We start from the raw sequence: 24,901 nt of genomic DNA on the forward strand, positions 1-24,901 counted from the left end.
CCGCTCGCGGTACCGGCCGGCGGTGCCACTCGACGATCCGACGACCGCGGCACCCCACGACGGGGCGGGCCGGGGCAGGAGCCGCTCGCGGTACCGGCCGGTGATGCCACTCGACGATCCGACCACCGCGGCACCCCACGACGGGATGGGCCGGGGCAGGAGCCGCTCGCGGTACCGGCCGGTGATGCCACTCGACGATCCGACGACCGCGGCACCCCACGACGGGATGGGCCGGGGCAGGAGCCGCTCGCGGTACCGGCCGGTGATGCCGCTCGACGATCCGGCGGCCGCGGCACCCCGCGACGGGGCAGGCCGGGGCAGGAGCCGTTGACGGTGCGCGCGGCCGCCCGGTCCCGGGTCTGGGGGACGGGCGGCCCTCGGCCCGTCAGTCCTTGTGCAGCGTGCCGTCCGGATCCAGGCCCCGGAAGGACAGGATCACGATCAGGATGCCGCCGCAGACGATCGCGGAGTCGGCGAGGTTGAAGACCGCGAAGTGCGCCGGGGCGATGAAGTCGACCACCGCGCCCTTGAAGACGCCCGGCGAGCGGAAGACCCGGTCGGTGAGGTTGCCGAAGGCGCCGCCGAGCAGCAGGCCGAGCGCGATGGCCCAGGGCAGGCTGTAGAGCTTGCGGGCGATCCGGGCGATCACCACGATCACGACGGTCGCGATGATCGTGAGGAAGATCGTCAGCGCCTCGCCCATGCTGAACGCGGCGCCGCGGTTACGGATCACGGTGAACCGCAACAGCGTCCCGATGACCTCGACCGGCGCATGGTGCTCCAGCTTCGCGACCACGAAGAGCTTGCTGCTCAGGTCCAGCGCGTAGACGACCGCGGCGACCAGCAGCAGCGCCAGGATCCGACGCTTGCCCCGGCCCGCCTTCCGCTCCGGCTCCACCGGCGCTCCCCCTTCGGAACCCCGCTCGGTCTCGGAACCCGTCCCGGTCTCCGCCTCGGTATCCGGTCCGGCACCCGCCCCGGATTCCGCCCCGGATTCCGGCGTCCTGGTGATGCGCTCCGCCTCTGCCACGTGTGAGTCCTCAGCCCGTTCGAGTCAGCGACCAGGCGACACGCCTGGCTGAGCACGAGCGTACGGCACACGCGTACGGTCGCGGGCGGTACGGGCGCCGCCCGCGACGGATCCACGACGGCGTCAGACGCGCCGCTCCTGCTTCTGCTTGCACTCCACACACAACGTCGCGCGCGGAAAGGCCTGCATCCGCGCCTTGCCGATGGGTTTGCCGCAGTTCTCGCACAGCCCGTACGTGCCCGCGTCCAGCCTGCCGAGCGCCCGCTCGGTCTGCTGGAGCATCTCGCGGGCGTTGGAGGCCAGCGCCAGCTCGTGCTCGCGGGTGATGTTCTTGCTGCCGGTGTCGGCCTCGTCGTCGCCCGCGCCGTCACCGGAGTCCCGCATCAGCCCGGCGATGGCGTCCTCGGACGCGACGATCTCGGCGCGCAGCCTGCCCACCTCGCCCATCAGCTCGGCCCGCGCCTCGGCGACCTCGTCCGGGGTCCAGGGGTCCTCGCCGGGCCGTACGGCGAGCTCGCCGGGCGCCGCTGCCACCCGGGCCGGGGGCACCGCGGTATCCATGGCGTGCGCCGCAGCGGCCGCCGTCTTCTTCGCCACCACCGTGTGAGCTCCCGTCTTCTTCGCGGGCACCGCGGCGTTCCTGGCCGCGGTCTTCTTCGCCGTCTTCTTCGACGCCGCCCTGGTGACCGTCGTTTTGGTGTCCGTCGATTCGGTGACCGTGGTCTTCGCGGCCGCCTTCTTGGGCTCGGCCTTCTTGGCGGTCGCTTTCTTGGTGACCGTCTTCTTCGCCTCGGCCTTCGCCGGCGCCTCGCCCTTCGCCTTCTTCGCCGCTGCCTTCTTCGCCTCGGTCTGCTTCGCCTCGGTCTTCGTGACCGCGCTGTTCTTCGCGGCGGTCTTCTTCGGAGCTGTCTTCTTCGGCGCTGTCTTCGTCGGTGCGGGCTGCTTCGCGACAGCCTCATCGGCCTCATCGGCAGGCGTCGAGCTCGTCTGCGCGGCGGTCTTTTTCGCCACCATGGCCGCGACCCCTTCACATATGTGAGCTTGTGCGCGAATCGTGACGGGAACGATAAATCGCCACACGGCACGCGGCAACGGGACGCACCGCCCGGCGGACCCGGCCTCCCCGCCCGGAAGCCCGATCTGCCTCGGTTGTGCCCCGCTCCCCGCGCCGCACACTCCGGGGCCCGGCATCCGGCCATTCGGGTCACACCCGCGCCGCGCCCGCCGCCCGCCGCCGTCCGGAAAAGCGGTCGGCCGTTGTCGGTGCGGCCCCGTACACTGGGCCGAGCGAGAGGCATTGATGGGACGAGTAGCGTCGTACGCAGCCAGCAGCGACCCGGGGACGGTGTGAGCCCGGGGGCGTGCGCGACGTGAAGATCACCCCGGAGTCGCCGGAAGAAAGCCCGCGGGGCGCGCCAGAGGCCCCCGGACGAGTAGAACCGGCAGCGCGACCCCAATGAGGGGGCGGTGCCAGCGGCGCCGCCAAGGAGGGTGGTACCGCGGGAGCGCAGGCTCTCGTCCCTCCGGACGGAGAACGCAGCAGGTGTCCGCCGGAGGAAACCCCCGATGAGTGAGCAGCCCCAGTACCGCCAGGTGCCCGCCCAGGTAGACCTTCCCGCCCTCGAGCACGCGGTGCTCGAGTTCTGGCAGGAGCAGAAGGTCTTCGCCCGTACCCTCCAGCAGTCCGAGGGACGGCCCGAGTGGGTCTTCTACGAGGGCCCGCCGACCGCCAATGGCATGCCCGGTGCCCACCACATCGAGGCACGCGTCTTCAAGGACGTCTTCCCCCGGTTCCGCACGATGCGCGGCTACCACGTCAACCGCAAGGCCGGCTGGGACTGCCACGGCCTCCCGGTCGAGCTGACCGTGGAGAAGGAGCTGGGCTTCAACGGCAAGAAGGACATCGAGGCGTACGGCATCGCCGAGTTCAACGCCAAGTGCCGCGAGTCGGTGACCCGGCACACCGACGCGTTCGCCGAGCTCACGACCCGGATGGGCTACTGGACCGACCTGGAGTCCCCGTACCGCACGATGGACCCCGACTACATCCAGTCGGTGTGGTGGTCGCTGAAGGAGATCTTCAACAAGGGCCTGCTGGTCCAGGACCACCGCGTCGCCCCCTGGTGCCCCCGCTGCGGCACGGGCCTCTCCGACCACGAGCTGGCCCAGGGCTACGAGACCGTCGTCGACCCCTCCGTCTTCGTCCGGCTCCCGCTGACCTCCGGCCCGCTCGCGGGCGAGGCGGCGCTGCTGATCTGGACGACCACCCCCTGGACCCTGGTCTCCAACACCGCCGTCGCCGCCCACCCCGACGTCACCTACGTCGTCGCGACGGACGGCAACGAAAAGCTGGTCGTCGCCCAGCCGCTGCTGGAGAAGGCCCTCGGCGAGGGCTGGAGCGCCACCGGCGAGTCCTTCACCGGCCGCGAGATGGAGCGCTGGGCCTATGAGCGCCCCTTCCAGCTCGTCGAGCTCGAGGGCGCCAACTTCGTCGTCAACGCCGAGTACGTCACCACCGACGACGGCACCGGCCTCGTCCACCAGGCCCCGGCCTTCGGTGAGGACGACCTCAAGACCTGCAAGGCGTACGGCCTGCCGGTGGTCAACCCGGTCCGCCCCGACGGCACCTTCGCGGAGGAGCTGGCGCTGGTCGGCGGCGCCTTCTTCAAGAAGGCCGACCAGACCCTGGTCGCCGACCTCGACGCCCGCGGCCTGCTGTTCAAGCACGTCGCCTACGAGCACAGCTACCCGCACTGCTGGCGCTGCCACACCGCGCTGCTCTACTACGCCCAGCCGTCGTGGTACATCCGCACCACCGCGGTCAAGGACGCGCTGCTGCGGGAGAACGAGAACACCAACTGGTACCCGGAGTCGGTCAAGCACGGCCGGTTCGGCGACTGGCTGAACAACAACATCGACTGGGCGCTGTCCCGCAACCGCTACTGGGGCACCCCGCTGCCCATCTGGCGCTGCGAGGAGGACCACCTCACCTGCGTCGGCTCGCTCGCCGAGCTGACCGAGCTGACCGGCACCGACCAGTCCGGCCTGGACCCGCACCGCCCGTTCATCGACGAGATCACCTTCGCCTGCCCGACGTGCCAGGGCACCGCGACCCGCGTCCCGGAGGTCATCGACGCCTGGTACGACTCGGGCTCGATGCCGTTCGCGCAGTGGGGCTACCCGTACCGCAACAAGGAGCTCTTCGAGAAGCGCTACCCGGCGCAGTTCATCTCGGAGGCCATCGACCAGACCCGCGGCTGGTTCTACACCCTGATGGCCGTCGGCACCCTCGTCTTCGACAAGTCGAGTTACGAGAACGTCGTCTGCCTGGGCCACATCCTCGCCGAGGACGGCCGGAAGATGTCCAAGCACCTGGGCAACACCCTCCAGCCGATCCCGCTGATGGACCAGCACGGCGCGGACGCGGTCCGCTGGTTCATGGCGGCCGGCGGCTCGCCGTGGTCCGCCCGCCGGGTGGGTCACAACACCATCCAGGAAGTGGTCCGCAAGACCCTCCTCACCTACTGGAACACCGTCGCCTTCCAGGCGCTGTACGCCCGCACCTGCGGCTGGGCGCCGTCCGCGGCCGACCCGGCCCCGGCCGACCGCCCGCTGCTGGACCGCTGGCTGCTCGGCGAGCTGAACGCCCTGGTCGACGGCGTCACCCAGGCCCTGGAGACGTACGACACCCAGCGCGCCGGCAAGCTCCTCTCGTCCTTCGTCGACGATCTGTCCAACTGGTACGTGCGCCGCTCCCGCCGCCGCTTCTGGCAGGGCGACGCGGCCGCGCTGCGCACGCTCCACGAGGTCATCGAGACCGTCACCCGCCTCATGGCCCCGCTCACCCCGTTCATCACCGAGCGGGTCTGGCAGGACCTGGTCGTCCCGGTCACGCCGGACGCCCCGGACTCCGTCCACCTCACCACCTGGCCGGACGCCGACAAGGCGGCCATCGACCCCACCCTCTCCGGCCAGATGCAGCTGGTCCGCCGGCTGGTCGAGCTGGGCCGGGCGACCCGCGCCGAGTCCGGTGTCAAGACCCGCCAGCCGCTGTCCCGCGCGCTGGTCGGCGCGGCCGGTTTCGCCGACCTCTCCGAGGACCTGCGCGCCCAGATCGCCGAGGAGCTCAATGTCTCGTCGCTGGCCTCCCTCTCGGAGGTCGGCGGCTCCCTCGTCGACACGACCGCCAAGGCCAACTTCCGCGCCCTGGGCAAGCGGTTCGGCAAGGGCGTCCAGGCGGTCGCCAAGGCCGTCGCCGCCGCGGACGCCGCGGCCCTCTCGCTCGCGCTGCGCGAGGGTACGGCGTCGGTCGAGGTCGACGGCGAGACCGTCACCCTCGCCCCCGACGAGGTGATCATCACCGAGACCCCGCGCGAGGGCTGGTCGGTGGCCTCCGACTCGGGCGCGACCGTCGCCCTCGACCTGGAGATCACCCCGGAGCTGCGCCGGGCGGGCCTGGCCCGCGATGCCATCCGGCTGATCCAGGAGGCCCGTAAGAACAGCGGGTTGGACGTCGCCGACCGGATCGCCCTGCGCTGGAGCGCCGGCGACGAGGACGTCCGTACGGCCCTGACCGACCACGCCGCCCTGATCTCCGACGAGGTCCTCGCCACGGACTACGCCCAGGGCGAGCCGGACGGCACCTACGGCGCCGCCTTCACGGACGAGAGCCTGGCGCTGACGTTCCACCTGCGCAAGGCGTAAGCGGCACGGCACAGCCGATACGACGAAGCCCCCGGCAGCGGTGCCGGGGGCTTCGTCATAGGCGGGCGGCCGTCCGCCGGGAGGGCCGCCTCCGTGGCACCGCACCCACCGGCACCTCGACGCGGCACGTCCCGCCCGACGGGGCGCACGCAAAAGGGCCGGGCCCCGAGGGAATCCCTCGGGGCCCGGCCCTTGATTGCCGACGTTGCGCGCTAGGCGGCCGTCAGTTGTCGTCCTCGTCGATGAGGAAGCCGCGCATCGGCGACGGCGCCTGCCCCATCGGGGACGGGCCCTGCGGCCGCACCGGTGCCATCGGCTGGGTCATCGCCGGCGACATCTGCTGCTGTCCGCCGTAGGACGGACCACCGCTCGAGCCGTTGCCCATCGACTGGCCGCCACCCATGGTGTGGTTGCCACCCATGGTGTGGTTACCGCCCATGGTGCCCGCACCGGCCGACGCCATCGACGGGGACGGCGGCAGCGAGGCAGCGGCGGGGGCCGGGGTACGCGGCGGGGCCAGCGAGTCGTCGGCCTGGTTCTCCAGCTGGCGCAGCTGGCTCTCCAGGTACGACTTCAGGCGGGTGCGGTACTCGCGCTCGAAGCCGCGCAGGTCCTCGACCTTGCGCTCCAGCGTCGCGCGGGCCGACTCCAGCGAGCCCATCGCCACGCGGTGCTTCTCCTGCGCGTCCCGCTCCAGCGCGTCGGCCTTGGCGCGGGCGTCCCGCTCCAGGCCCTCGGCGCGGCTGCGCGCCTCGCCGACGATCTTGTTGGCCTCGGAACGGGCCTCCGCGATCGCCTGGTCGGCGGTCTGCTGCGCCAGCGACAGCACGCGCGCCGCGCTGTCACCGCCGGGGCCGCCCTGCTGGCCGCCCTGCTGAAGCTGCTGCGGTCCGCCGGGGCCGCCGAGCGGGCCGCCCATCGGACCGTTGGGGCCCATCGGACCGGGGCCGTGCGGGCCCTGCGGACCGGGACCGTGGCCACCGGGACCTGGGGGCAGCTGCGGTGCACCACCGGGCAGTTGGGGCGGGCCACCCATCCCCTGCTGCTGCGGCGGAACCGGCTGCGGACCGGATATGGCGGCGGGCACGGGGGCCCCGCCTCGCTGCTGCTGCTCCTGCTGCTGGTCGGGTCCCTTGCGCAGGCCCTGCTGCTGCTGGTTCTGCGCGGCCGCGCGCGTGGCAGCGGCCAGCTTGGCGCGAAGGTCCTCGTTCTCCCGCAGGAGCCGGGTCAGTTCGGCTTCGACCTCATCGAGGAAGGCATCGACCTCGTCCTCGTCATAGCCTTCTCGGAGGCGGACGGTCGTGAACTGCTTGTTCCGCACGTCCTCGGGGGTCAACGGCATCTCTACTTCACCTCAACGTAGTCGTCGGCAATCGGCAAGACCGTATCGTTCACAACAACACCGACCTCACGACGGTGATCAGGATGTAGACGATGATCATCAATACGAAGAAGGACAGGTCGAGCGCCACGCCCCCGAGACGCAGCGGCGGAATGACCCGCCGCAGAAGCTTGAGTGGCGGATCGGTGACAGTGTAGGTGGCCTCCAGAATGACCACCATCGCCTTGCCGGGTTGCCATGAACGGGCGAACTGGAACACGTAGTCCATCACCAGCCGGAAGATCAACACGATCAGGAAGCAGTACAGCGCGATATAGATCACCTGACCAGCGACACTCATCTCGCGCGTCCCTCTCCCCTTGGTCCCGATTTGGCCTGTTGGCCCTGGTGTGCCCGGTGTTGCGTCTCAGCTCTGGTTGAAGAACCCGCCCTCTGCGATACGAGCCTTGTCCTCCGCCGTGACATCGACGTTAGCAGGCGACAACAGGAACACCTTCTGCGTCACCCGCTCAATGCTGCCGTGCAGACCGAAGACCAGCCCGGCCGCAAAGTCGACAAGTCGCTTCGCATCGGTGTCGTCCATCTCCGTGAGATTCATGATCACCGGAGTGCCCTCACGGAAGTGTTCCCCGATGGTACGGGCTTCGTTGTAGGTCCGGGGGTGAAGCGTCGTGATGCGGTACGGCTCCCGCTCGGACACAACCTTGGGCATGATCACCGGTGCGTTCTTCTCCAGATTCGGGCGGTCGGGTGTGATGGATGCCACGGGGGCGATTCGGGCGGGTCGTCCGCTTTCCGTGGCGAGCGGGGCGGGCTCGCGCTGCGCCGGAGGTGTCACAACACGGACCGGTTCCTCCCGTTCCGGGCGTGTCTCCGCCTGGACTTGGTGCTGCTGACGCCGTCCTCGCTCCGGCTCCGGGTCAAGCTCGGGCTCGAACTCGTCGTCGGGGTCGAAACCCCGGCCGTCGTACCCATCGTCCTCCACGAGGCCGAGGTAGACCGCCATCTTGCGCATCGCGCCGGCCATTCTCTGCGTCCTCCGCTCTGTGGTGGATCGGCTCCGTCACCGGGCGCCTTGGATCCACATTTCGGCCTACCCGCCGCCTTTTGGCGGGAATGACCATATTTTGTGCTGTGGTCCGACTTGCTTCGCGACGTTACCCGAGCCGTGGTCGGACTCCGAGTACCGCAGTGCCGACGCGCACATGTGTCGCCCCTGCCTGCACGGCGTCTTCGAGGTCCGCGCTCATGCCTGCTGACACCATGTTGGCAGCAGGATGGTTGACGCGCAGGTCGGTTGAGATTTCCATGAGTCGTTCGAATGCCGCGAGTTGCCGCCCGGCATACGGTCCGCTCAACGGCGCGACGGTCATCACACCGTCCAGCCGCAGACCTTGGGCCCCGGCGATCGCGTCGGCGAGAGCCGCGACACCGTCCGGCGCGACCCCGCCCCGGCTCCCCTGCTCCCCCGACTCGGCGTCGAGCGCCACCTGAATCAGGCAGCCCAGTTCGCGCTCGGCGCGGACCGCCTCCTTGGAGAGCGCGGTGACGAGCCTGGCCCGGTCGATCGATTGAACAATTCCGGCATACCGGGCGACGGACCGCACCTTGTTCGTCTGCAATTGACCGACGAAGTGCCAAGTAAGAGGCAAATCGGCGCATTCGGCTGCTTTCGGCGCCGCATCCTGATCGCGGTTTTCCGCGACCTGCCGCACCCCCAGCTCCGCGAGCAGCCGGACATCGCTCGCCGGGTAGGTCTTGGTGACCACGATCAGGTGCACGTCGTCACGCGGCCGACCGGCCGTGGCACAGGCGGCGGCGATACGTTCCTCCACCCGCGCCAGGTTGTCGGCCAGTTGGGTCCTACGAACGTCCGTCACTGGTCAGCCTCCCCCAACCTTCGGCCGGAGGGATCTCCAAGCCATACATAGCTCGCGAGCCGCCCCGTTGTGCGGTCCCGCCGATAGGAGAAATGGTCACCGGACTCGAGCGTGCAGATGTGAAGATCTTCACGGACCGCCACGCCCGCCGCGGCGAGTTGGGCCCGTACACCCGCGGTGACATCCACCGCTGGGGTGTCCCAGCTGGTCGTCGACCAGGCCTCGGGCACCGCGTCCGCCACCTCGGCGCGCATCGCCTCGGGCACTTCGTAGCAGCGTCCGCAGACCGCGGGCCCGGTGAAGGCCACGATCCGCGCCGGTTCGGCGCCCAGTTCCACCATCGCCTCGACGGCGGCCGGCACGACCCCGGCGACCAGGCCCGGCCGGCCGGCGTGCGCGGCCCCGGCCACCCCGGCGACCGGATCGGCGAGCAGGACGGGGGTGCAGTCGGCGGTCAGTACGGCGAGCGCGAGGCCCCTACGGGCGGTCACCACCGCGTCCACACAGGGGACATCGGCGGCGCGCCAGGGTCCGTCGACCACCGCCACGTCCCGGCCGTGGACCTGGTTCATCCAGACCACCGCGCCCGGATCGAGGCCGAGTTCCTTGGCGGCGAGCTCCCGGTTCGTACGAACCGCCAGCGGGTCGTCGCCGACCGCGCCGCCCAGATTGAGCTGATCATACGGAGCGGCGCTCACCCCGCCCCACCTGTCGGTGAAGGCGAAGTGCGCGCCGCTCTCGTAGTGCTGTTTCCCTATCACTTCGGTGCTTTGGTCACTTCAGGAAATCGGGGACGTCCAGCTCCTCGGCCGAGCTGTCCGTGTAGGACGGCCGGGCCGGGGGAACCTGCGGTGCGCCGGTCGAGGGCGTCGAGGCCTCGCCCAGCGCGGAGGGTTCGGCCGGGGCCGGCTCTTCGTCCCGTACGGGCACCGAGCCCAGGCCGCCGAAGGACGACGCCCGCGGCTCCGGCGGGTTGGCCGGGCGGCTCGGGGCCGGCGCGGGCTCCTCGCGCTTGGCGGACGTCAGCCCGCTCGCCGCCGAGTCGCGGCGGGCCGGCGGCTGCCCCCCGTCAAAACCCGCGGCAATGACCGTCACCCGGACCTCGTCGCCCAGGGCGTCGTCGATGACCGCGCCGAAGATGATGTTGGCTTCCGGGTGCGCCGCCTCGCTGACCAGCTGCGCGGCCTCGTTGATCTCGAAGAGACCGAGGTCGGAGCCGCCGGAGATGGAGAGCAGCACGCCGCGGGCGCCGTCGATGGACGCCTCGAGGAGCGGCGAGGAGATCGCCATCTCCGCGGCGGCCACCGCGCGGTCGTCGCCGCGCGCCGAGCCGATGCCCATCAGGGCCGAGCCGGCCTCGGACATCACGGACTTGACGTCCGCGAAGTCGAGGTTGATCAGGCCCGGGGTGGTGATCAGGTCGGTGATGCCCTGGACACCCGACAGCAGCACCTGGTCCGCGGACTTGAACGCGTCGAGCACGCTCACCTGGCGGTCCGAGATGGACAGCAGCCGGTCGTTGGGGATCACGATGAGGGTGTCGACCTCTTCGCGGAGCTGGGCGATGCCGTCCTCGGCCTGGTTGGCGCGTCGGCGGCCCTCGAAGGTGAACGGCCGGGTGACCACACCGATCGTCAGGGCGCCCAGCGAGCGGGCGATGTTGGCGACGACGGGCGCGCCGCCGGTGCCGGTGCCGCCGCCCTCACCCGCGGTCACGAAGACCATGTCGGCCCCCTTGAGGACCTCCTCGATCTCCTCGCGGTGGTCCTCGGCCGCCTTGCGACCCACATCCGGGTTGGCGCCGGCGCCGAGTCCGCGCGTCATTTCGCGGCCGACGTCGAGCTTGACGTCGGCGTCGCTCATCAGCAGCGCCTGTGCATCGGTGTTGATCGCGATGAACTCGACGCCCTTGAGCCCGACCTCGATCATCCGGTTGATGGCGTTCACGCCACCGCCGCCGATGCCGACGACCTTGATGACTGCGAGGTAGTTCTGCGGTGCTGCCACGTCGAAGGCCTCTCGCCTCGAGTTACGTGTCGCCGCCTCACATGCCGTGTGGACGCCGACTGATGCCGATGGGACGGTCCGTATGCCGACCCGAACCCTAAGCCTGAAGTTTAGGGTTACCTGTGCCTGTGTTCCTTGGTTCCATAGTCCCTTTGGAACGAGACACTAAGTCGACAAGGCGCGCGCGTTCAACGAACACGCCGAACCTCCCGTTTTTCTTTTCACCCTATGTGATCACCCATAGTCGTAGCCATCCAGGGTGCTGGCCTGCGGCTACGTACGTCAACTCCCCGATACGGCAGGGGCGCTGGGCACCGAAAGGTCGAAGTGGTGCGCGTCACCCGCCGCTTTCAGCAGGGCGGTGAGCACCCTGGCCTTCTCCGCGCCCCGTTCGGGACTCCCCCATACGACAGTACGACCATCCGCCAGTTCCAGGGTGAGGGAGTCGTACGAGGCGACGCGAACCTTTTTGAGGTCTTTTCGGACCGCCTCGGGAAGCTGCCGGGTGACTTCAACAGCCGCGCGTCGCAAGCGGTCGATTCCGAATCGACGAAGGCTTGGAGAGTCGGAAACGGTCATTTCCAGAAGCGGAATGCCCCGAGGAGCGGTACGGACAGTGGCGAAACGGACGCCCTCGCGGTCCACTTCGCGGTACTTTCCGCCCGACCGCATCACAAGTTCCGGCGTCCTTTCCGACACTTTCAGACCGATGGTGTGCGGCCAGGACCGCACCACCTCAACGGTTTTGATGCGCGGCAGCCGCGCCCGGATCCGGCGGGCCATCGCGTCGGGATCGACCGAAATCAGCGGTGCGTTCATCGGGGCGGCGGCCGCGGCCACCACCTCATCCGATGTCAGAACCTTGGCGCCGACGGCCTTTACCTGCCGGATGCGGAACCAGTCCGAGCCGTACAGCGCCCAGGCGCCGAAGCCGCCGAGCGCCGCCGCGAGGACCAGCACAAGGGCCAGCCGGCGGCGGCGCGGGGTGCGAAGGAGAATGCGCAGCCGCGCGAAGCGCCGCGCGGAAGAGGCGGAGGGCGGGCCGGACGGCCGCTTCTTGGCGCCGCGCTGGGCGGTTCTGAGTCCGGCCACGCTCTCCTGCCTTTGCTCGTTCGCTATTTCTGCTGCTGCGCGATCGCCTCGTACACCATGCCGACCAGCAGCTCGTCGGCGTCCCGGCGGCCGAACTCGGAGGCGGCGCGGGACATCTCGTACAGCCGGTGCGGATCGGACAGGACCGGCAGCACCGTGGACTGCACCCACTCCGAGGTCAGCTGGGCGTCGTCGACCAGCAGGCCCCCGCCGGCGTTGACCAGCGGCTGGGCGTTCAGCCGCTGTTCGCCGTTGCCGATGGGCAGCGGGACGAAGGCGGCCGGGAGCCCGACGGCGGACAGTTCGGCGACGGTCATCGCGCCGGCGCGGCAGAGCATCATGTCGGCCGCGGCGTACGCAAGATCCATCCGGTCCACGTACGGTACCGGGACATACGGCGGCATCCCCGGCATGTTGTCGACGTGCGGCAGTTCGTTCTTCGGACCGACCGCGTGCAGGACCTGGATCCCGGCGCGCTGCAGCGTCGGCACGGCGGCCTGGATGACCTCGTTCAGCCTGCGGGCGCCCTGCGAACCGCCGGACACCAGGAGCGTCGGCAGGTTCGGGTCGAGCCCGAAGGCGGCCCGCGCCTCGGGGCGGACCGCGGCGCGGTCCAGCGTGGCGATGGTCCGCCGCAGCGGGATCCCGACATAGCGGGCACCGCGCAGCTTGCTGTCCGGGGTGCTGACGGCGACGAACTTGGCGTACCGCGAGCCGATCTTGTTGGCGAGGCCGGGCCGGGCGTTGGCCTCGTGAACGATGATCGGCACCCCGAGGCGCTTGGCGGCCAGATAGCCGGGCAGCGCGACATAGCCGCCGAAACCGACGACGCAGTCCGCCTTGGTGCGCTCCAGGATCTGCTCGGCGGCCTTGATCGTGCCGCGCAGCCGCCCGGGGACGGTGATCAGTTCGGGGGTGGGCTTGCGCGGCAGCGGTACGGCCGGAATGAGGCCGAGCTCATAGCCGCGCTCCGGGACGAGCCTGGTCTCCAGGCCCTTCTCCGTGCCGAGTGCCGTGATCCCCACGGTCGGGTCCTGCCTGCGCAGGGCGTCCGCGAGGGCGAGCGCGGGCTCGATGTGGCCGGCGGTCCCCCCACCGGCGAGTACGACATGCACCGAAATTCACCGCTCTCCGGACGGCCGCTTCTTCACGCGCCGTCTCATCGTCTTCCATCTCACCCCGGCCGGCCTTCTGCCGAAAACCGGCCTCCGCGTGGCCAAGGCGGCCAGCGCCGCCCGCGCAGCGGGCTCCTCACGCGCGAAGGCGATCAGCAGCCCGATGGCGAACATCGTCGGCAGCAGGGCGGAGCCTCCGTAGGAGAACAGCGGGAGCGGGACACCGGCGATCGGCAACAGGCCGAGCACCGCACCGATGTTGATCATGGCCTGGGCCATGATCCAGGTGGTCACACCTCCCGCTGCGTACCTGACGAAGGAGTCCTCCGTGCGTCCGGCCACGCGGATACCCGCATAGCCTAGAGCCGCGAAGAGGGCGAGCACCGACAGCGTCCCCGCCAGTCCCAGTTCCTCCCCGGTGATGGCGAAGATGAAGTCGGTGTGCGGTTCAGGGAGTTCACCCCATTTTTCCATACTCGCGCCGAGGCCGGATCCGAAGAATCCGCCGGACGCGAGGGCATAGATACCGTGCACCGCCTGCCAGCACTTGTCGCCGGGGCCGGGGTCGGTGGCGAGGGTACAGCCCAGCCGGGACATCCGGTTGGCGCTGGTGGCGATCAGCAGTGCCCCGATCGCCGCGGCGCCGCCCAGCACCCCCGCGAACAGCCTGGTGGGGGCGCCGGCCAGCCACAGCAGCCCGAAGAGGATCGCCGTGAGAATGATCGCGGTGCCCATGTCGCCGCCGAGCATGATCAGCCCGAGCAGCAGAAAGGCGACCGGGGTCAGCGGCACCAGCAGATGCTTCCACTGCACCAGCAGCTTCTTCTCCTGCTTACGGGCCAGCAGGTCGGCGCCCCACAGGACGAGGGCGAGTTTGCCGAACTCGCTCGGTTGCATCTGGAAAGGGCCGCCGAGGTTGAGCCAGTTCTGGTTGCCGTTGACCGAGACCCCTATGCCCGGAATCTGCACCAGGCACATCAGGAAGACCGACCCGGCGAGCAGCGGATAGGCCATCGCCCGGTGCAGCTTCACGGTCATCCGGGACGCGGCCAGCAGCAGTACGCCGCCGATGGCCGCGGCCAGCAGCTGCTTGCGGAAGAAGTAGGACGGCGCGAGGCCGGACTGCAGGGCCTTGATCTGGGAGGCCGAGTAGACCATCACCAGACCGAGGACGATGATCAGCAGGCTGCCGCCGAGGATGAGGTAGTACGCGGTCAGCGGCCGGTCCCAGGCCCGCCTGAGCCGGGCGGCAAGACGCCGGGGACCGCCGGGGCGACGGCTGCCGCGCGGCGGTCGCACCGTGGAAGTCCGGCGGGCCGGGCGAGCCGGCGCCGCCTTGGCCGATCGGGCCGTCATCCTCGCCCCCTCCACAGGTACGCTCGCCGCGGGTCGCCGACGGCGGCGGGGACCGGCTAGTTTTCCTCGGCGGCCAGCTGACGGACCGCGTCGGCGAAGGCCTCGCCCCGCTTGGTGTAATTGACGAACATGTCCATCGAGGCACAGGCCGGGGCCAGCAGAACGGTGTCGCCGGGCCTGCCCAGCCGGGTGGCTTCCCGTACGGCCTCGGACATCGCCCCAGTGTCGGTCCGGTCGAGGTCGACGACCGGGACATCCGGGGCGTGTCGCGCCAGGGCCTCGCGAATCAGCGCCCGGTCGGCGCCGATCAGCACCACACCGCGCAGCCGCCCCGCCGACTTCTGCACCAGCTCGTCGAAGGTCGCGCCCTTGGCGAGTCCGCCGGCGATCCAGACGATGTGCTCGTACGCCGCCAACGACGCCTCGGCGGCGTGGGTGTTGGTGGCCTTGGAGTCGTCGATGTAGCTCAGGCCGCCGACGTCCGCGATGTGCTGGATGCGGTGCGGATCCGGGTGGAAGGCCCGCAGTCCGTCGCGTACGGCGGCCGGCCGCACCCCGAAGGCCCGCGCCAGGGCCGCCGCGGCGAGTGCGTTGGCGATGTTGTGCGGCGCGGGGGAGGCGAGGTCGGAGATCTCCGCGAGCTCCTGGGCGGTCTGCCGGTTCTCCACGAAGGCGCGGTCGACGAGGAGGTCCTCGACCACGCCCAGCTGGGAGGGCCCGGGGGTGCCGAGGGTGAAGCCGATCGCCCGGCAGCCCTCCTCGACGTCGGCCGCGCGTACCAGTTCCTCGGTCGCGGGGTCGGCGACGTTGTAGACGCAGGCGATGGTGTTGCCCTCGTAGATGCGGCCCTTGTCGGCCGCGTACGCCGCCATCGAGCCGTGCCAGTCGAGGTGGTCCGGGGCGAGGTTGAGGACGGCCGCGGAGTGGGCGCGTACGGAGGGCGCCCAGTGCAGCTGGTAGCTGGAGAGCTCGACGGCGAGGACGTCGTACGCCTCGCCGGCCTCCTGTCCTTCGCCGAGCACGACATCGACGAGCGGAACGCCGATGTTGCCGACGGCGGCGGTGCGCAGCCCTTCGGCCTCAAGGATCGAGGCCAGCATCCGGACCGTGGTCGTCTTGCCGTTGGTGCCGGTGACCGCGAGCCACGGTGCCGCGTCCGGGCCGCGCAGGCGCCAGGCCAGTTCGACGTCGCCCCAGACCTCGATGCCGGCCTTCTCCGCCGCGAGGAAGAGCGGGCTGGACGGCTTCCAGCCCGGGCTGGTGACGACCAGTTCCGCGTCGTCGGGGAGCGTCTCCCCGTCGCCCAGCCGGACGGTGACGCCGAGCGCCTCCAGTTCGGCCGCCTGCCCGCGCTCCCGCTCGCCGTCGCTGCCGTTGACGACGGTGACGCGGGCGCCGAGGCCGGCCAGGGCGCGGGCGGCGGGAACGCCGCTCACGCCGAGACCGGCCACGGTGATGTGCATACCGGAGAAGTCCGCCGGCCCCTGCGTGGTCACTTCGCTGCCTGCCAGCCGCCGTAGAAGATGCCGAGTCCGACGATCACGCACATGCCCTGAATGATCCAGAACCTGACCACCACAAGGACTTCCGACCACCCCTTTAGCTCGAAGTGGTGCTGAAGTGGCGCCATACGGAAGACCCGCTTGCCGGTCAGCTTGAAGGATCCGACCTGGATGACCACGGACATGGTGATCAGGACGAAGAGCCCGCCGAGGAGGGCGAGCAGCAGCTCGGTGCGGGAGCAGATCGCAAGTCCCGCGAGCGCACCGCCCAGGGCCAGCGAGCCGGTGTCGCCCATGAAGATCTTGGCGGGCGAGGTGTTCCACCACAGGAAGCCGAAGCAGGCGCCCATCAGCGCGGAGGCGACGACCGCGAGGTCGAGCGGATCGCGTACCTCGTAACAGCCCGGTCCGGCGGTGATCTGGTTGGCGCAGGACTCCTGGTGCTGCCAGATGCCGATGAAGGTGTACGCGCCGAAGACCATCACCGAGGCGCCGGTGGCCAGGCCGTCGAGGCCGTCGGTGAGGTTCACGCCGTTGGACATCGCCAGGATCATGAACAGCGCCCAGATCACGAAGATCACCGGGCCGACCTGCCAGCCGAAGTCCTGGGTGAAGGACAGCCGGTCGGAGGCCGGGGTCTGTCCCCGCAGGTCCGCGAACTGGAGCGAGAGCACCGCGAAGGCAATGCCGACGATCAGCTGGCCGGCCATCTTCGCCTTGGCCCGCAGGCCCAGCGAACGCTGCTTGACGATCTTGATGTAGTCGTCGAGGAAGCCGACCAGGCCCATGCCCGCCATCAGGAACAGCACCAGCACACCGGAGAAGGTGGGGTCGCTGCTCGTGATGACCTTGGTCAGCGCGTAGGCGATGATCGTGGCCAGGATGAAGGAGATGCCACCCATGGTGGGCGTCCCCTTCTTGCTGCCGTGGGTGCGCGGGCCGTCATCGCGGATGAACTGCCCGTACCCCTTCTTGGCCAGCAGCTTGATCAGCAGCGGAGTGCCGATCAGGGTCAGGAAGAGCCCGATCATTCCGGAGAAGAGGATCTGCTTCATCGAGTTCATCGGGACGCCGCTCCGCCCTCAGCGCCGATGACGCTCTCGCCGTCCAGCAATGCCGCGGCGACCCGCTCCAGTCCCACCGACCTGGATGCCTTCACCAGCACCACGTCTCCCGGTTGCAGCTCGCTGCGCAACAGGTCGATCGCCGCCCGCGCGTCGGACACGTGCACCGACTCCTCACCCCACGAACCCTCGTTCTTGGCGCCCATGTCGAGCCAGGCCGCTTCCCTGCCGCCGACCGCCACGAGCTTGCTGACGTTGAGCCGGACGACCAGGCGTCCGACCGCGTCGTGTTCGGCGAGCGAGTCCTCGCCGAGCTCGGCCATCTCACCGAGCACCGCCCACGTACGACCGCCCTTCGCCTTGGCGGCTGCGCCCATCGCGACCAGCGCTCGCAGCGCCGCTCGCATGGACTCGGGGTTCGCGTTGTAGGCGTCGTTGACGACCGTCACGCCATCCGCGCGCTCGGTGACCTCCATCCGCCAACGGGAGAGCGTGCCGGCTTCGGAGAGCGCGGTGGCGATCTCGTCCACGGGCATGCCCAACTCATGGGCGACGGCGGCCGCGGCGAGCGCGTTCGACACGTGGTGCTCACCGTACAGCCGCATGGTCACATCACTGCACCCGGAGGGTGTGTGAAGCGTGAAAGCGGGCTGCCCGAGATCGCTGAGCCGGACATTCTCGGCACGGATGTCGGCATTTTCGGCCTCGCCGAACAGCACCGTGCGGGCTTTTGTACGCGATGCCATGGCACGTACGTACGGATCGTCGGCGTTGAGCACCGCGACGCCGTGCTCGGGAAGCGCCTCGACGAGCTCGCCCTTGGCCAGGGCGATCCGCTCGCGGCCGCCGAACTCGCCGATGTGGGCGGTGCCGACGTTGAGCACCACACCGATCTCCGGCGGGGTCAGCTCCGCCAGATAGCGGATGTGGCCGACGCCGCGGGCACCCATCTCCAGGACGAGATGGCGGGTCGTGGCATCGGCGCGCAGCGCGGTCAGCGGCAGCCCGATCTCGTTGTTGAGGTTGCCTTCCGGCCATACGGTCGGCCCGTGCCGCTGCAGCAGCTGGGCGATCAGGTCCTTGGTGCTGGTCTTGCCGGCCGAGCCGGTGAGGGCGACGACCTTGGTGCCCAGCCGCTCGACGACGGCGCGGGCGAGCGCGCCGAGGGCCGCGATCACGTCGTCGACGACGATCGCCGGAACGGGACGGTCCGCGGCACCGACGGGCCGGGCGGCCAGTACGGCCACCGCGCCCGCCTCCACGGCGCCCGCGGCGAAGTCGTGGCCGTCGACGCGTTCACCGGCGAACGCGACGAACAGGCCGCCGGGGCGTACCTGGCGGGAATCCATCACGACGGGCCCGGTGACCGTACGGTCGGCGTCCGGTATGTCGTGCAGCTGCCCGCCGACGATGCTCGCGATCTCGGCGAGGGACAGGGAGATCACAGGTCACCCCCGGCCGGAGGCAGAGGGTGCCAGTCAAAGGGTTGTGCGCGCATGGCGGTGTGTCATCCCTGGTGGTTCGGCTGCTGTGACTGCTGTGTCTTCAGCGATTCCTCGATGGCCTGGCGGAGCACCTGACGGTCGTCGAAGGGGCGTACCACCCCGGCGATGTCCTGGCCCTGCTCATGGCCCTTGCCCGCGACGATGACGGTGTCGCCGGGTTCGGCGCGGGCGACGGCCGCGGCGATGGCGGCGGCCCGCTCCTCCTCGACCAGGACCGTGCCGCGCTCGTGGATCGGCACCTCCGCGGCGCCCTGGAGCATGGTGGCGAGGATCGCGAGCGGGTCCTCGGTACGGGGGTTGTCGGAGGTCAGTACGGCGGTGTCGGCGAGGCGCGCCACCGCGGCGCCCATCGGGACGCGCTTGTGCGGGTCGCGGTCGCCGCCGCAGCCGAGGACGGCGTGCAGCTTGCCGTCGGTGACCTTGCGGAGGGCGCGCAGAACCGATTCGACGGCGTCCGTCTTGTGGGCGTAGTCGACGACCGCCAGATACGGCTGGCCGGCGTCGACGCGCTCCAGGCGGCCGGGGACGCCGGGCACCGCGGCGACGCCGTCGGCGGCGGTCTGCGGGTCGATCCCGGCGACGATCAGCGAGGTGATCGCGGCCAGCGCGTTGGCGACGTTGAACGGGCCGGGGATCGGCGAGGCGGCGCGCAGCGTCTGCCCCTGGGGGCCGTGCACGGTGAAGGTCGACCCGAGCGTGCCGACCTCGACGTCGGCGGCGCGCCAGTCGGCGTCCGGGTGGCCCTCCGCGGAGAAGGTGGTGACCGGGACCTCGGACTCGCCCTCGGCCAGCCGCTTGCCGTACTCGTCGTCGAGGTTGACGACGCCGGCGCGGCTGCGGGCCTTGGTGAACAGCTCGGCCTTGGCCTGGAAGTAGTCCTCCATGCCGGAGTGGAACTCCATGTGCTCCGGGCTGAGGTTGTTGAAGATCGCGACGTCGAAGACGCAGCCGTCGACCCGGCCCAGGACCAGCGCGTGGCTGGAGACCTCCATGGCGACCGCCTTCACGCCGCGCTCGCGCATCACCGCGAACAGCGCCTGGAGGTCGGTGGCCTCGGGGGTGGTGCGCTCGGACTTGAGGCGCTCGTCGCCGATGCGGGTCTCGACCGTACCGATCAGGCCCGTGCGCCCGCCGTCGGCCTTCTTCGCGGCCGCGGCCCGCAGCCCGCCCTCGATGAGGTAGGCGGTGGTGGTCTTGCCGGAGGTGCCGGTGATACCGATCTGGAGGAGGTCCTTGCCCGGGGCTCCGTAGATCGAGACGGCCAGTGCACCCATCCGGGAGCGCGGGTTCTCGACGGCCAGGACCGGCAGGCCGGTCTCGGCGGCGCGTGCTGCGCCCGAGGGGTCGGTCAGGATCGCGGCGGCGCCGAGGTCGGCGGCCTGGGCGACGAAGTCGGCGCCGTGCAGGCGGGCACCGGGCAGCGCCGCATAGACATCGCCGGGGCGGACCGCCCGGGAGTCGTGCGTGATGCCGGTGACCTGGACATCTGCTGCACCGGCCGGAGCTGGGGTGCCCAGCTGTGCGGCGAGTTCCGCCAGAGGGGTGGGGCGGACCTGCTCGGGGCGGGGCGCGCCCGGATATCTGCCGGGGCCGCCCTCCTCCGCGTGCGGGGGTTTCGGGGACTGATCAGCTTGTGACACGGCGGTGAGCGTACCGGGCCGGTCGGGCCCGGGGCGAAGTGAGGGCCGCGCGCAGGGGCTGTTTGCGGGGTCGGGGGTGCCGTCGGTAGTGATGGTCGTCACGGCGGTGTTGCCTCGATTTCAGTCGCCTGGCTTGAAGGTGACCGGCAGGTGCGGGGGCTTGGTGCCGGTCGGCGGAACCTGCAGGGTTTTCAGCGCGAACTCCATGACCTGCCGGTAGATCGGGCCGCAGATCTGGCCGCCGAAGTAGCTGCCCGTGGTCGGGTTCTGGATGGCGCAGTAGACCGTGATCCGGGGCTTGTCGGCGGGCGCGAAGCCGGCGAAGGACGCGGTGTAGCCGCGGTAGCGGCCGGTTTTGGGGTCCACCCGGTTGGACGTGCCGGTCTTGCCGCCGACCCGGTATCCGTCGATCTTCGCCTTGGGGCCGGTGCCCTCCTTGTCGTCGACCACCGATTCGAGCATGGCGGCCAGCGTGGCGGCGGTCTCCTTGCTCACGACGCGGTGGCGCTCAGGCTTGGGGGCGGGGGTGTAGCGGCCGTCGGGCCCGGTGGTGCCGCGGACCAGGGTGGGGGCGATGCGCTCGCCGCCGTTGGCGATCGTGGAGTAGACGGAGGCGGCCTGGAGGGCGTTGAGGGACAGACCCTGGCCGAACGGGATCGTGTACTGCTGCGAGGTGTTCCAGGCCTGCGGCTTGGCCAGGATGCCGTCGGTCTCCCCGGGGAAGCCGAGCCCGGTCGGCTTCCCGATGCCGAATTTGCGCAGGTAGGAGTAGAGCACCCGGTTGGCCTGGGGCTGTGTCTCGCCGAGTTCGCCGGCCGCCAGGATCGTCCCGATGTTGCTGGACTTGGCGAGGACGCCGTTGAGGGTCAGATGCCAGGTGGCGTGGTCGACGTCGTCCGCGAACAGCCGGTCGCCGCGGTGCAGCCGGTTGGGCACGGTGACCCTGGTGGACGGCGTGGCGACGCCCTCCTCCAGGATCGCGGCCATCGACATCAGCTTGCTGGTGGAGCCGGGCTCGTACGCATCGGTGAGCGCGGCGTTGCCCAGGGCCTCGGGGTCGGCCTTCGAGACGTCGTTGGGGTCGAAGCCGGGGGAATTGGCCAGCGCCAGGATCTGGCCGGTGCGGGTGTCCTGGACGACGACGTAGCCGCGGTCGGCCCGGGACTTCCTGACCTGCTTGGTGATGGCCTGCTGCGCCGCCCACTGGATGTCGCGGTCCAGGGTGAGCCGGACGTCGCTGCCGGGCACGGCGGGGTGCTCCTGGGTGTCGCCGGTGGGCACCCGGCGGCCGCCGGACTGGGCGTAGACGAGCTTGCCCTCCTTGCCCGCGAGGGCCGCCTCGAGCTGTGCCTCTATGCCGCCGCGGCCCTTGCCGTCGCTGTTGACGAAGCCGAGGACGCCGGAGGCCAGGTCCTTGTTGGGGTAGATCCGCTTGCTGTGCTTGTCGGCGAAGATCCCGACCAGGACGTTGGGACGGGGGGCGCTCTTGGGGGCGGCGGCCGCCTCGGCGTCGAGGGTCTTGCGGAGGTCCTTGATCCGCTTCCAGACCTGCGGGGTCTGCTGCCGGGAGAGCAGGACGTAGCGCGTCCCGCGCTTGGCCAGCTTGTCGGCGAGGGTGCCGCGGTCCTCGTGGAGGACCGGCGCGAGCAGCTTCGCGGCCCGCTGCGGGGCGTCGTCGATCCCGGTCCGGTCGCGCGCCAGCAGGCTCGGGTCGGCGGTGATGTCGTACGCGTCCACGGTGGTCGCCAGCGCCACACCGTCCCGGTCGGTGATCGCGCCGCGCTCGGCGGCCAGCTTGACCGGAACATAGCGGTTCTCGTTGGCCTTGGCGGCGAACGCCCCGGAGTCGACGGCCTGCACCTGGAAGAGCCGTACGACGAAGACCAGCAGGATCAGCGTCAGCGCGAGGGAGATCAGGCGGAGCCGGGGGCGGGGGCTGCCGAGGCGGAGCGGGGCGGGGGCGGGGCGGGCCGCCGGGCGGCGGGCCGCGGGCTTGGCGGCGGACGGCCTGGGGGACGGCTTGGGGCCGGTTCGCTTGGCGGCCGCGGGCGTGCGGGCGGCCGGGCGCTGCGGGGCGCCGCGGCCGGGCCGGGCGGGGCGCGGTACGCGGCGGGGGTCCCTGGGCTCGGTCATGCCGTCGTCACCTGCCGGGAGCCGTCGGGGCGGGGGTGGCCGCGGCGGCGCGGGGGCCGGGGGCGTGCGGGGTGCTCGGCGCGGCGGGGGCGCCCGGCCTGCCCGCCGTCCCGGAGGCCGCCGGGAGCGACGGCCCGGCGGATGGGCCCTCAGGGGCGGACGGGCCCAACGGCGGCGGCTCGGCGGTCGCGCTGAGCGCCGCCGCGTCGTCCTCGCCCGTCGCCACGCTCGGCTTGCCCCGGACCGTACCGTCCGGCATCAGGAACGCCGGGTTGCCGCCGGGCACCATCCCCAGCCGGCGGGCCCGCTTCTCCAGGGCGCCCGGCGCGGAGTAGCCGTCCACTTCCTGCTGGAGCGCCTGCTGCTCGTCCGTCAGGTCGCCGGTCTTTTTCTCCAGCTTGCTGAGTTCGAACGACCCTTGGTTCAGGGCGGAGTTGAGCAGCAGCAGGGCGATCAGACCGGAGCCGAGGAGCAGGACGATCAGGAGGACGAAGGGCGTGCGCGCGGCCGTACCGGAGGCGGCGGGCAAGAGCGCGGCCAGACGCCCCGCTCCCCCGCGCGGCCGCCCCCGGCCCTTCACGGCGAGTCCTCGACGTTCTCGCGGATGCGCTCGGCGCCGCGCAGCCGGGCGGGGGCCGCGCGGCGGTTCTCGGCGATCTCCTCGTCGGTGGGGAGTTCGGCGCCGCGGGTCAGCAGCTTCAGACGGGGCTGGTAGCGCTCGGGGACGACCGGCAGCCCGGGCGGCGCGGTGTTGGCCGCGCCGGCCGCGAAGACCTGCTTGACCAGGCGGTCCTCCAGCGAGTGGTACGAGAGCACGGCGATCCGGCCGCCGACCGCGAGTGCCCTGACGGCGGCCGGAATGGCCCGCTCCACGCTGGCGAGTTCGCCGTTGACCTCGATGCGCAGCGCCTGGAACGTGCGCTTGGCGGGGTTGCCTCCGGTGCGCTTGGCGGCCTGCGGCAGCGCGTCCCGGATCAGTTCGACCAGCCGCGCACTGTTGGTGAACGGTTCCTTGGCCCGCTCGCGCACGATCGCGCCGACGATCCGCTTGGCCTGCTTCTCCTCCCCGTAGGCACGCAGGATGCGCACGAGTTCACCCGGCGCGTAGGTGTTGAGGACGTCCGCGGCGCTGATGCCCGTCGTCTGGTTCATCCGCATGTCCAGCGGGGCGTCCTGAGCGTAGGCGAAGCCGCGGTCGGCCTCGTCCAGTTGCATCGAGGAGACGCCGAGGTCGAACAGCACGCCCTGGACCTTCGGCACCCCGAGCCGGTCGAGGACCTCGGGGAGCTCGTCGTAGACGGCGTGCACCATGGTGGCGCGCTCGCCGTACGGGGCCAGCCGCTCGCCCGCGAGCTTCAGGGCCGCCGGGTCGCGGTCGAGGGCGATGAGCCGGGCTTCGGGGAAGGCGGCGAGCAGAGCCTCGCTGTGCCCACCGAGGCCGAGCGTGCAGTCGACCACGACCGCTCCGGGCTCGGTGAGCGCAGGGGCGAGCATGTCCAGACAACGCTGGAGCATGACGGGTACGTGCCGAGTGTTACTCATGCGCCTTCCGATGGGGTGGGCGGCAGGTGGGTCCCCGGCCGTTGGCTGGGGGACGCCGTACGCACCGCTTGGTCCCCGCCCGCTCTGAAGGGGAAGTGGCCCTCCGGCGACGGGGAAGTGGCGTCGGAAGACCGGTGGAGCGGGAGGAGGCCGAGCCGTACGTGCGACGCGTCGCACGCGAGGGATTCGGGATCCAAGGAGAGCGTCACGCCTCCCACTTCGCGCCACTTTAGTCGACCGGCTGCCCCGGTCAATCAACCGGTTCCGCGCGTCCCGCGACGGCTTTGCCGCGGGCCTCTCACCCGAACGGCGGTGGGGCGGCGGTCGCTGTGGGTTACCTCACAACGGGTGATGTCGACCCGTATGCCCGGCCTCACACGGCGCCGGATCCGGCGCTGACTATTAACGTGAGGGCATGCCCATACCTGCGTCGCAGCCGCGCCCGAACGAAGCCGAGAGCTCGGGGACCGTCACCGACAGCCTCGTCGAGGCGAACCGGCGTTATGCCACCGCGTTCACCGATCCCGGCATGGACGCCCGGCCCGTCCGAAAGGTCGCAGTGGTGTCCTGCATGGACGCCCGCATCGACCTGCACGCCGCGCTGGGCCTCCAGCTCGGCGACTGTCACACCATCCGCAACGCGGGCGGTGTGGTGACCGACGACATCATCCGCTCGCTGACCATCAGCCAGCGGGCGCTCGGGACCCGCTCCGTCGTCCTCATCCACCACACCGGCTGCGGTCTGCTGAGCCTGACCGAGGACTTCCGCCATGAGCTGGAGGCCGAGGTCGGACAGCGGCCCACCTGGGCGGTCGAGGCGTTCAAGGACCTCGACGACGATGTGCGCCAGTCCATGCAGCGGGTGCGCACCTCGCCGTTCCTGCCGCACACGGACGACGTCCGCGGGTTTGTCTTCGACGTGACAACGGGACTGCTGCGGGAGATCGAACCCCAGCCCTGATCCCGGACGGTCCGGACATATCGGCCCC

The 24,901-nt window shown here is 70.8% G+C and carries 20 protein-coding genes; 2 read left to right on the plus strand and 18 right to left on the minus strand.

Annotated features, from left to right (window positions below; translation table 11 throughout):
• Nucleotides 1–385 precede the first annotated feature (385 nt).
• Both lspA and ACIRPT_RS35955 read right to left on the minus strand, forming a co-directional pair.
• Nucleotides 386–1,030 carry a signal peptidase II gene (lspA, locus tag ACIRPT_RS35950; protein ID WP_403835157.1) on the minus strand — a complete coding sequence of 215 codons (645 nt, stop codon included), beginning with the start codon at nt 1,028–1,030 and terminating at the stop codon, nt 386–388.
• A 123-nt stretch (nt 1,031–1,153) separates the two neighbouring features.
• The gene (locus ACIRPT_RS35955) at nt 1,154–2,044 is read right to left on the minus strand and encodes a TraR/DksA C4-type zinc finger protein (protein WP_403835159.1); all 891 of its coding nucleotides are present in this window, start codon (nt 2,042–2,044) and stop codon (nt 1,154–1,156) included.
• A 552-nt stretch (nt 2,045–2,596) separates the two neighbouring features.
• On the opposite strand from ACIRPT_RS35955, the gene ileS reads away from it, so the two are divergent.
• A complete protein-coding gene (ileS, locus tag ACIRPT_RS35960) occupies nt 2,597–5,734 on the plus strand; it encodes an isoleucine--tRNA ligase (protein WP_403835162.1) in 3,138 nt (1,045 codons plus the stop codon).
• A gap of 223 nt (nt 5,735–5,957) precedes the next feature.
• Here ileS and ACIRPT_RS35965 read toward each other — a convergent pair whose 3' ends face one another.
• The 16 genes from ACIRPT_RS35965 to rsmH all read right to left on the minus strand — a co-directional run bounded on the left by ACIRPT_RS35965 (nt 5,958) and on the right by rsmH (nt 23,912).
• Nucleotides 5,958–7,076: a DivIVA domain-containing protein gene (locus ACIRPT_RS35965; protein ID WP_403835165.1), complete on the minus strand. Its 1,119-nt coding sequence runs from the start codon at nt 7,074–7,076 to the stop codon at nt 5,958–5,960.
• A 49-nt stretch (nt 7,077–7,125) separates the two neighbouring features.
• A complete protein-coding gene (locus tag ACIRPT_RS35970) occupies nt 7,126–7,416 on the minus strand; it encodes a YggT family protein (RefSeq protein ID WP_362705862.1) in 291 nt (96 codons plus the stop codon).
• 66 nt (nt 7,417–7,482) lie between these two features.
• The gene (locus ACIRPT_RS35975) at nt 7,483–8,103 is read right to left on the minus strand and encodes a cell division protein SepF (RefSeq protein WP_400067556.1); all 621 of its coding nucleotides are present in this window, start codon (nt 8,101–8,103) and stop codon (nt 7,483–7,485) included.
• A 130-nt stretch (nt 8,104–8,233) separates the two neighbouring features.
• Nucleotides 8,234–8,956 carry a YggS family pyridoxal phosphate-dependent enzyme gene (locus ACIRPT_RS35980; RefSeq protein WP_403835168.1) on the minus strand — a complete coding sequence of 241 codons (723 nt, stop codon included), beginning with the start codon at nt 8,954–8,956 and terminating at the stop codon, nt 8,234–8,236.
• Nucleotides 8,953–9,717 carry a peptidoglycan editing factor PgeF gene (pgeF, locus tag ACIRPT_RS35985; RefSeq protein WP_403507010.1) on the minus strand — a complete coding sequence of 255 codons (765 nt, stop codon included), beginning with the start codon at nt 9,715–9,717 and terminating at the stop codon, nt 8,953–8,955. Before pgeF ends, ACIRPT_RS35980 begins: the two co-directional genes overlap by 4 nt.
• 13 nt (nt 9,718–9,730) lie before the next feature.
• Nucleotides 9,731–10,963: a cell division protein FtsZ gene (gene ftsZ / locus ACIRPT_RS35990; protein WP_403507008.1), complete on the minus strand. Its 1,233-nt coding sequence runs from the start codon at nt 10,961–10,963 to the stop codon at nt 9,731–9,733.
• A gap of 282 nt (nt 10,964–11,245) precedes the next feature.
• Nucleotides 11,246–12,055, minus strand: a complete 810-nt coding sequence (locus tag ACIRPT_RS35995; RefSeq protein ID WP_403835171.1) for a cell division protein FtsQ/DivIB — start codon at nt 12,053–12,055, stop codon at nt 11,246–11,248.
• A 23-nt stretch (nt 12,056–12,078) separates the two neighbouring features.
• The gene (murG, locus tag ACIRPT_RS36000; RefSeq protein ID WP_403507004.1) at nt 12,079–13,170 is read right to left on the minus strand and encodes an undecaprenyldiphospho-muramoylpentapeptide beta-N-acetylglucosaminyltransferase; all 1,092 of its coding nucleotides are present in this window, start codon (nt 13,168–13,170) and stop codon (nt 12,079–12,081) included.
• Between the two features lie 6 nt (nt 13,171–13,176).
• Complete coding sequence (ftsW, locus tag ACIRPT_RS36005) at nt 13,177–14,526, minus strand: putative lipid II flippase FtsW (protein WP_403507002.1); 1,350 nt, start codon at nt 14,524–14,526, stop codon at nt 13,177–13,179.
• Nucleotides 14,527–14,582: 56 nt separating this feature from the next.
• The gene (gene murD, locus ACIRPT_RS36010) at nt 14,583–15,989 is read right to left on the minus strand and encodes a UDP-N-acetylmuramoyl-L-alanine--D-glutamate ligase (protein ID WP_403835278.1); all 1,407 of its coding nucleotides are present in this window, start codon (nt 15,987–15,989) and stop codon (nt 14,583–14,585) included.
• A 29-nt stretch (nt 15,990–16,018) separates the two neighbouring features.
• Nucleotides 16,019–17,083, minus strand: coding sequence for a phospho-N-acetylmuramoyl-pentapeptide-transferase (gene mraY, locus ACIRPT_RS36015; RefSeq protein WP_403507466.1), 1,065 nt, complete (start codon nt 17,081–17,083; stop codon nt 16,019–16,021).
• A gap of 5 nt (nt 17,084–17,088) precedes the next feature.
• A complete protein-coding gene (murF, locus tag ACIRPT_RS36020) occupies nt 17,089–18,537 on the minus strand; it encodes a UDP-N-acetylmuramoyl-tripeptide--D-alanyl-D-alanine ligase (RefSeq protein WP_403835175.1) in 1,449 nt (482 codons plus the stop codon).
• A 62-nt stretch (nt 18,538–18,599) separates the two neighbouring features.
• Complete coding sequence (locus ACIRPT_RS36025) at nt 18,600–20,339, minus strand: UDP-N-acetylmuramoyl-L-alanyl-D-glutamate--2,6-diaminopimelate ligase (protein WP_403835178.1); 1,740 nt, start codon at nt 20,337–20,339, stop codon at nt 18,600–18,602.
• Between the two features lie 18 nt (nt 20,340–20,357).
• Complete coding sequence (locus ACIRPT_RS36030; RefSeq protein WP_403835181.1) at nt 20,358–22,370, minus strand: peptidoglycan D,D-transpeptidase FtsI family protein; 2,013 nt, start codon at nt 22,368–22,370, stop codon at nt 20,358–20,360.
• Nucleotides 22,371–22,377: 7 nt separating this feature from the next.
• Nucleotides 22,378–22,950, minus strand: coding sequence for a septum formation initiator family protein (locus ACIRPT_RS36035; protein ID WP_403835183.1), 573 nt, complete (start codon nt 22,948–22,950; stop codon nt 22,378–22,380).
• The gene (gene rsmH, locus ACIRPT_RS36040; protein WP_403835186.1) at nt 22,947–23,912 is read right to left on the minus strand and encodes a 16S rRNA (cytosine(1402)-N(4))-methyltransferase RsmH; all 966 of its coding nucleotides are present in this window, start codon (nt 23,910–23,912) and stop codon (nt 22,947–22,949) included. The genes ACIRPT_RS36035 and rsmH overlap by 4 nt, the downstream gene beginning before the upstream one ends.
• A 415-nt stretch (nt 23,913–24,327) precedes the next feature.
• On the opposite strand from rsmH, the gene ACIRPT_RS36045 reads away from it, so the two are divergent.
• Complete coding sequence (locus ACIRPT_RS36045; protein WP_403835189.1) at nt 24,328–24,873, plus strand: beta-class carbonic anhydrase; 546 nt, start codon at nt 24,328–24,330, stop codon at nt 24,871–24,873.
• Nucleotides 24,874–24,901: the final 28 nt, after the last annotated feature.

Source organism: Streptomyces sp. NPDC101227, assembly GCF_044767545.1.
Lineage (GTDB): Bacteria > Actinomycetota > Actinomycetes > Streptomycetales > Streptomycetaceae > Streptomyces.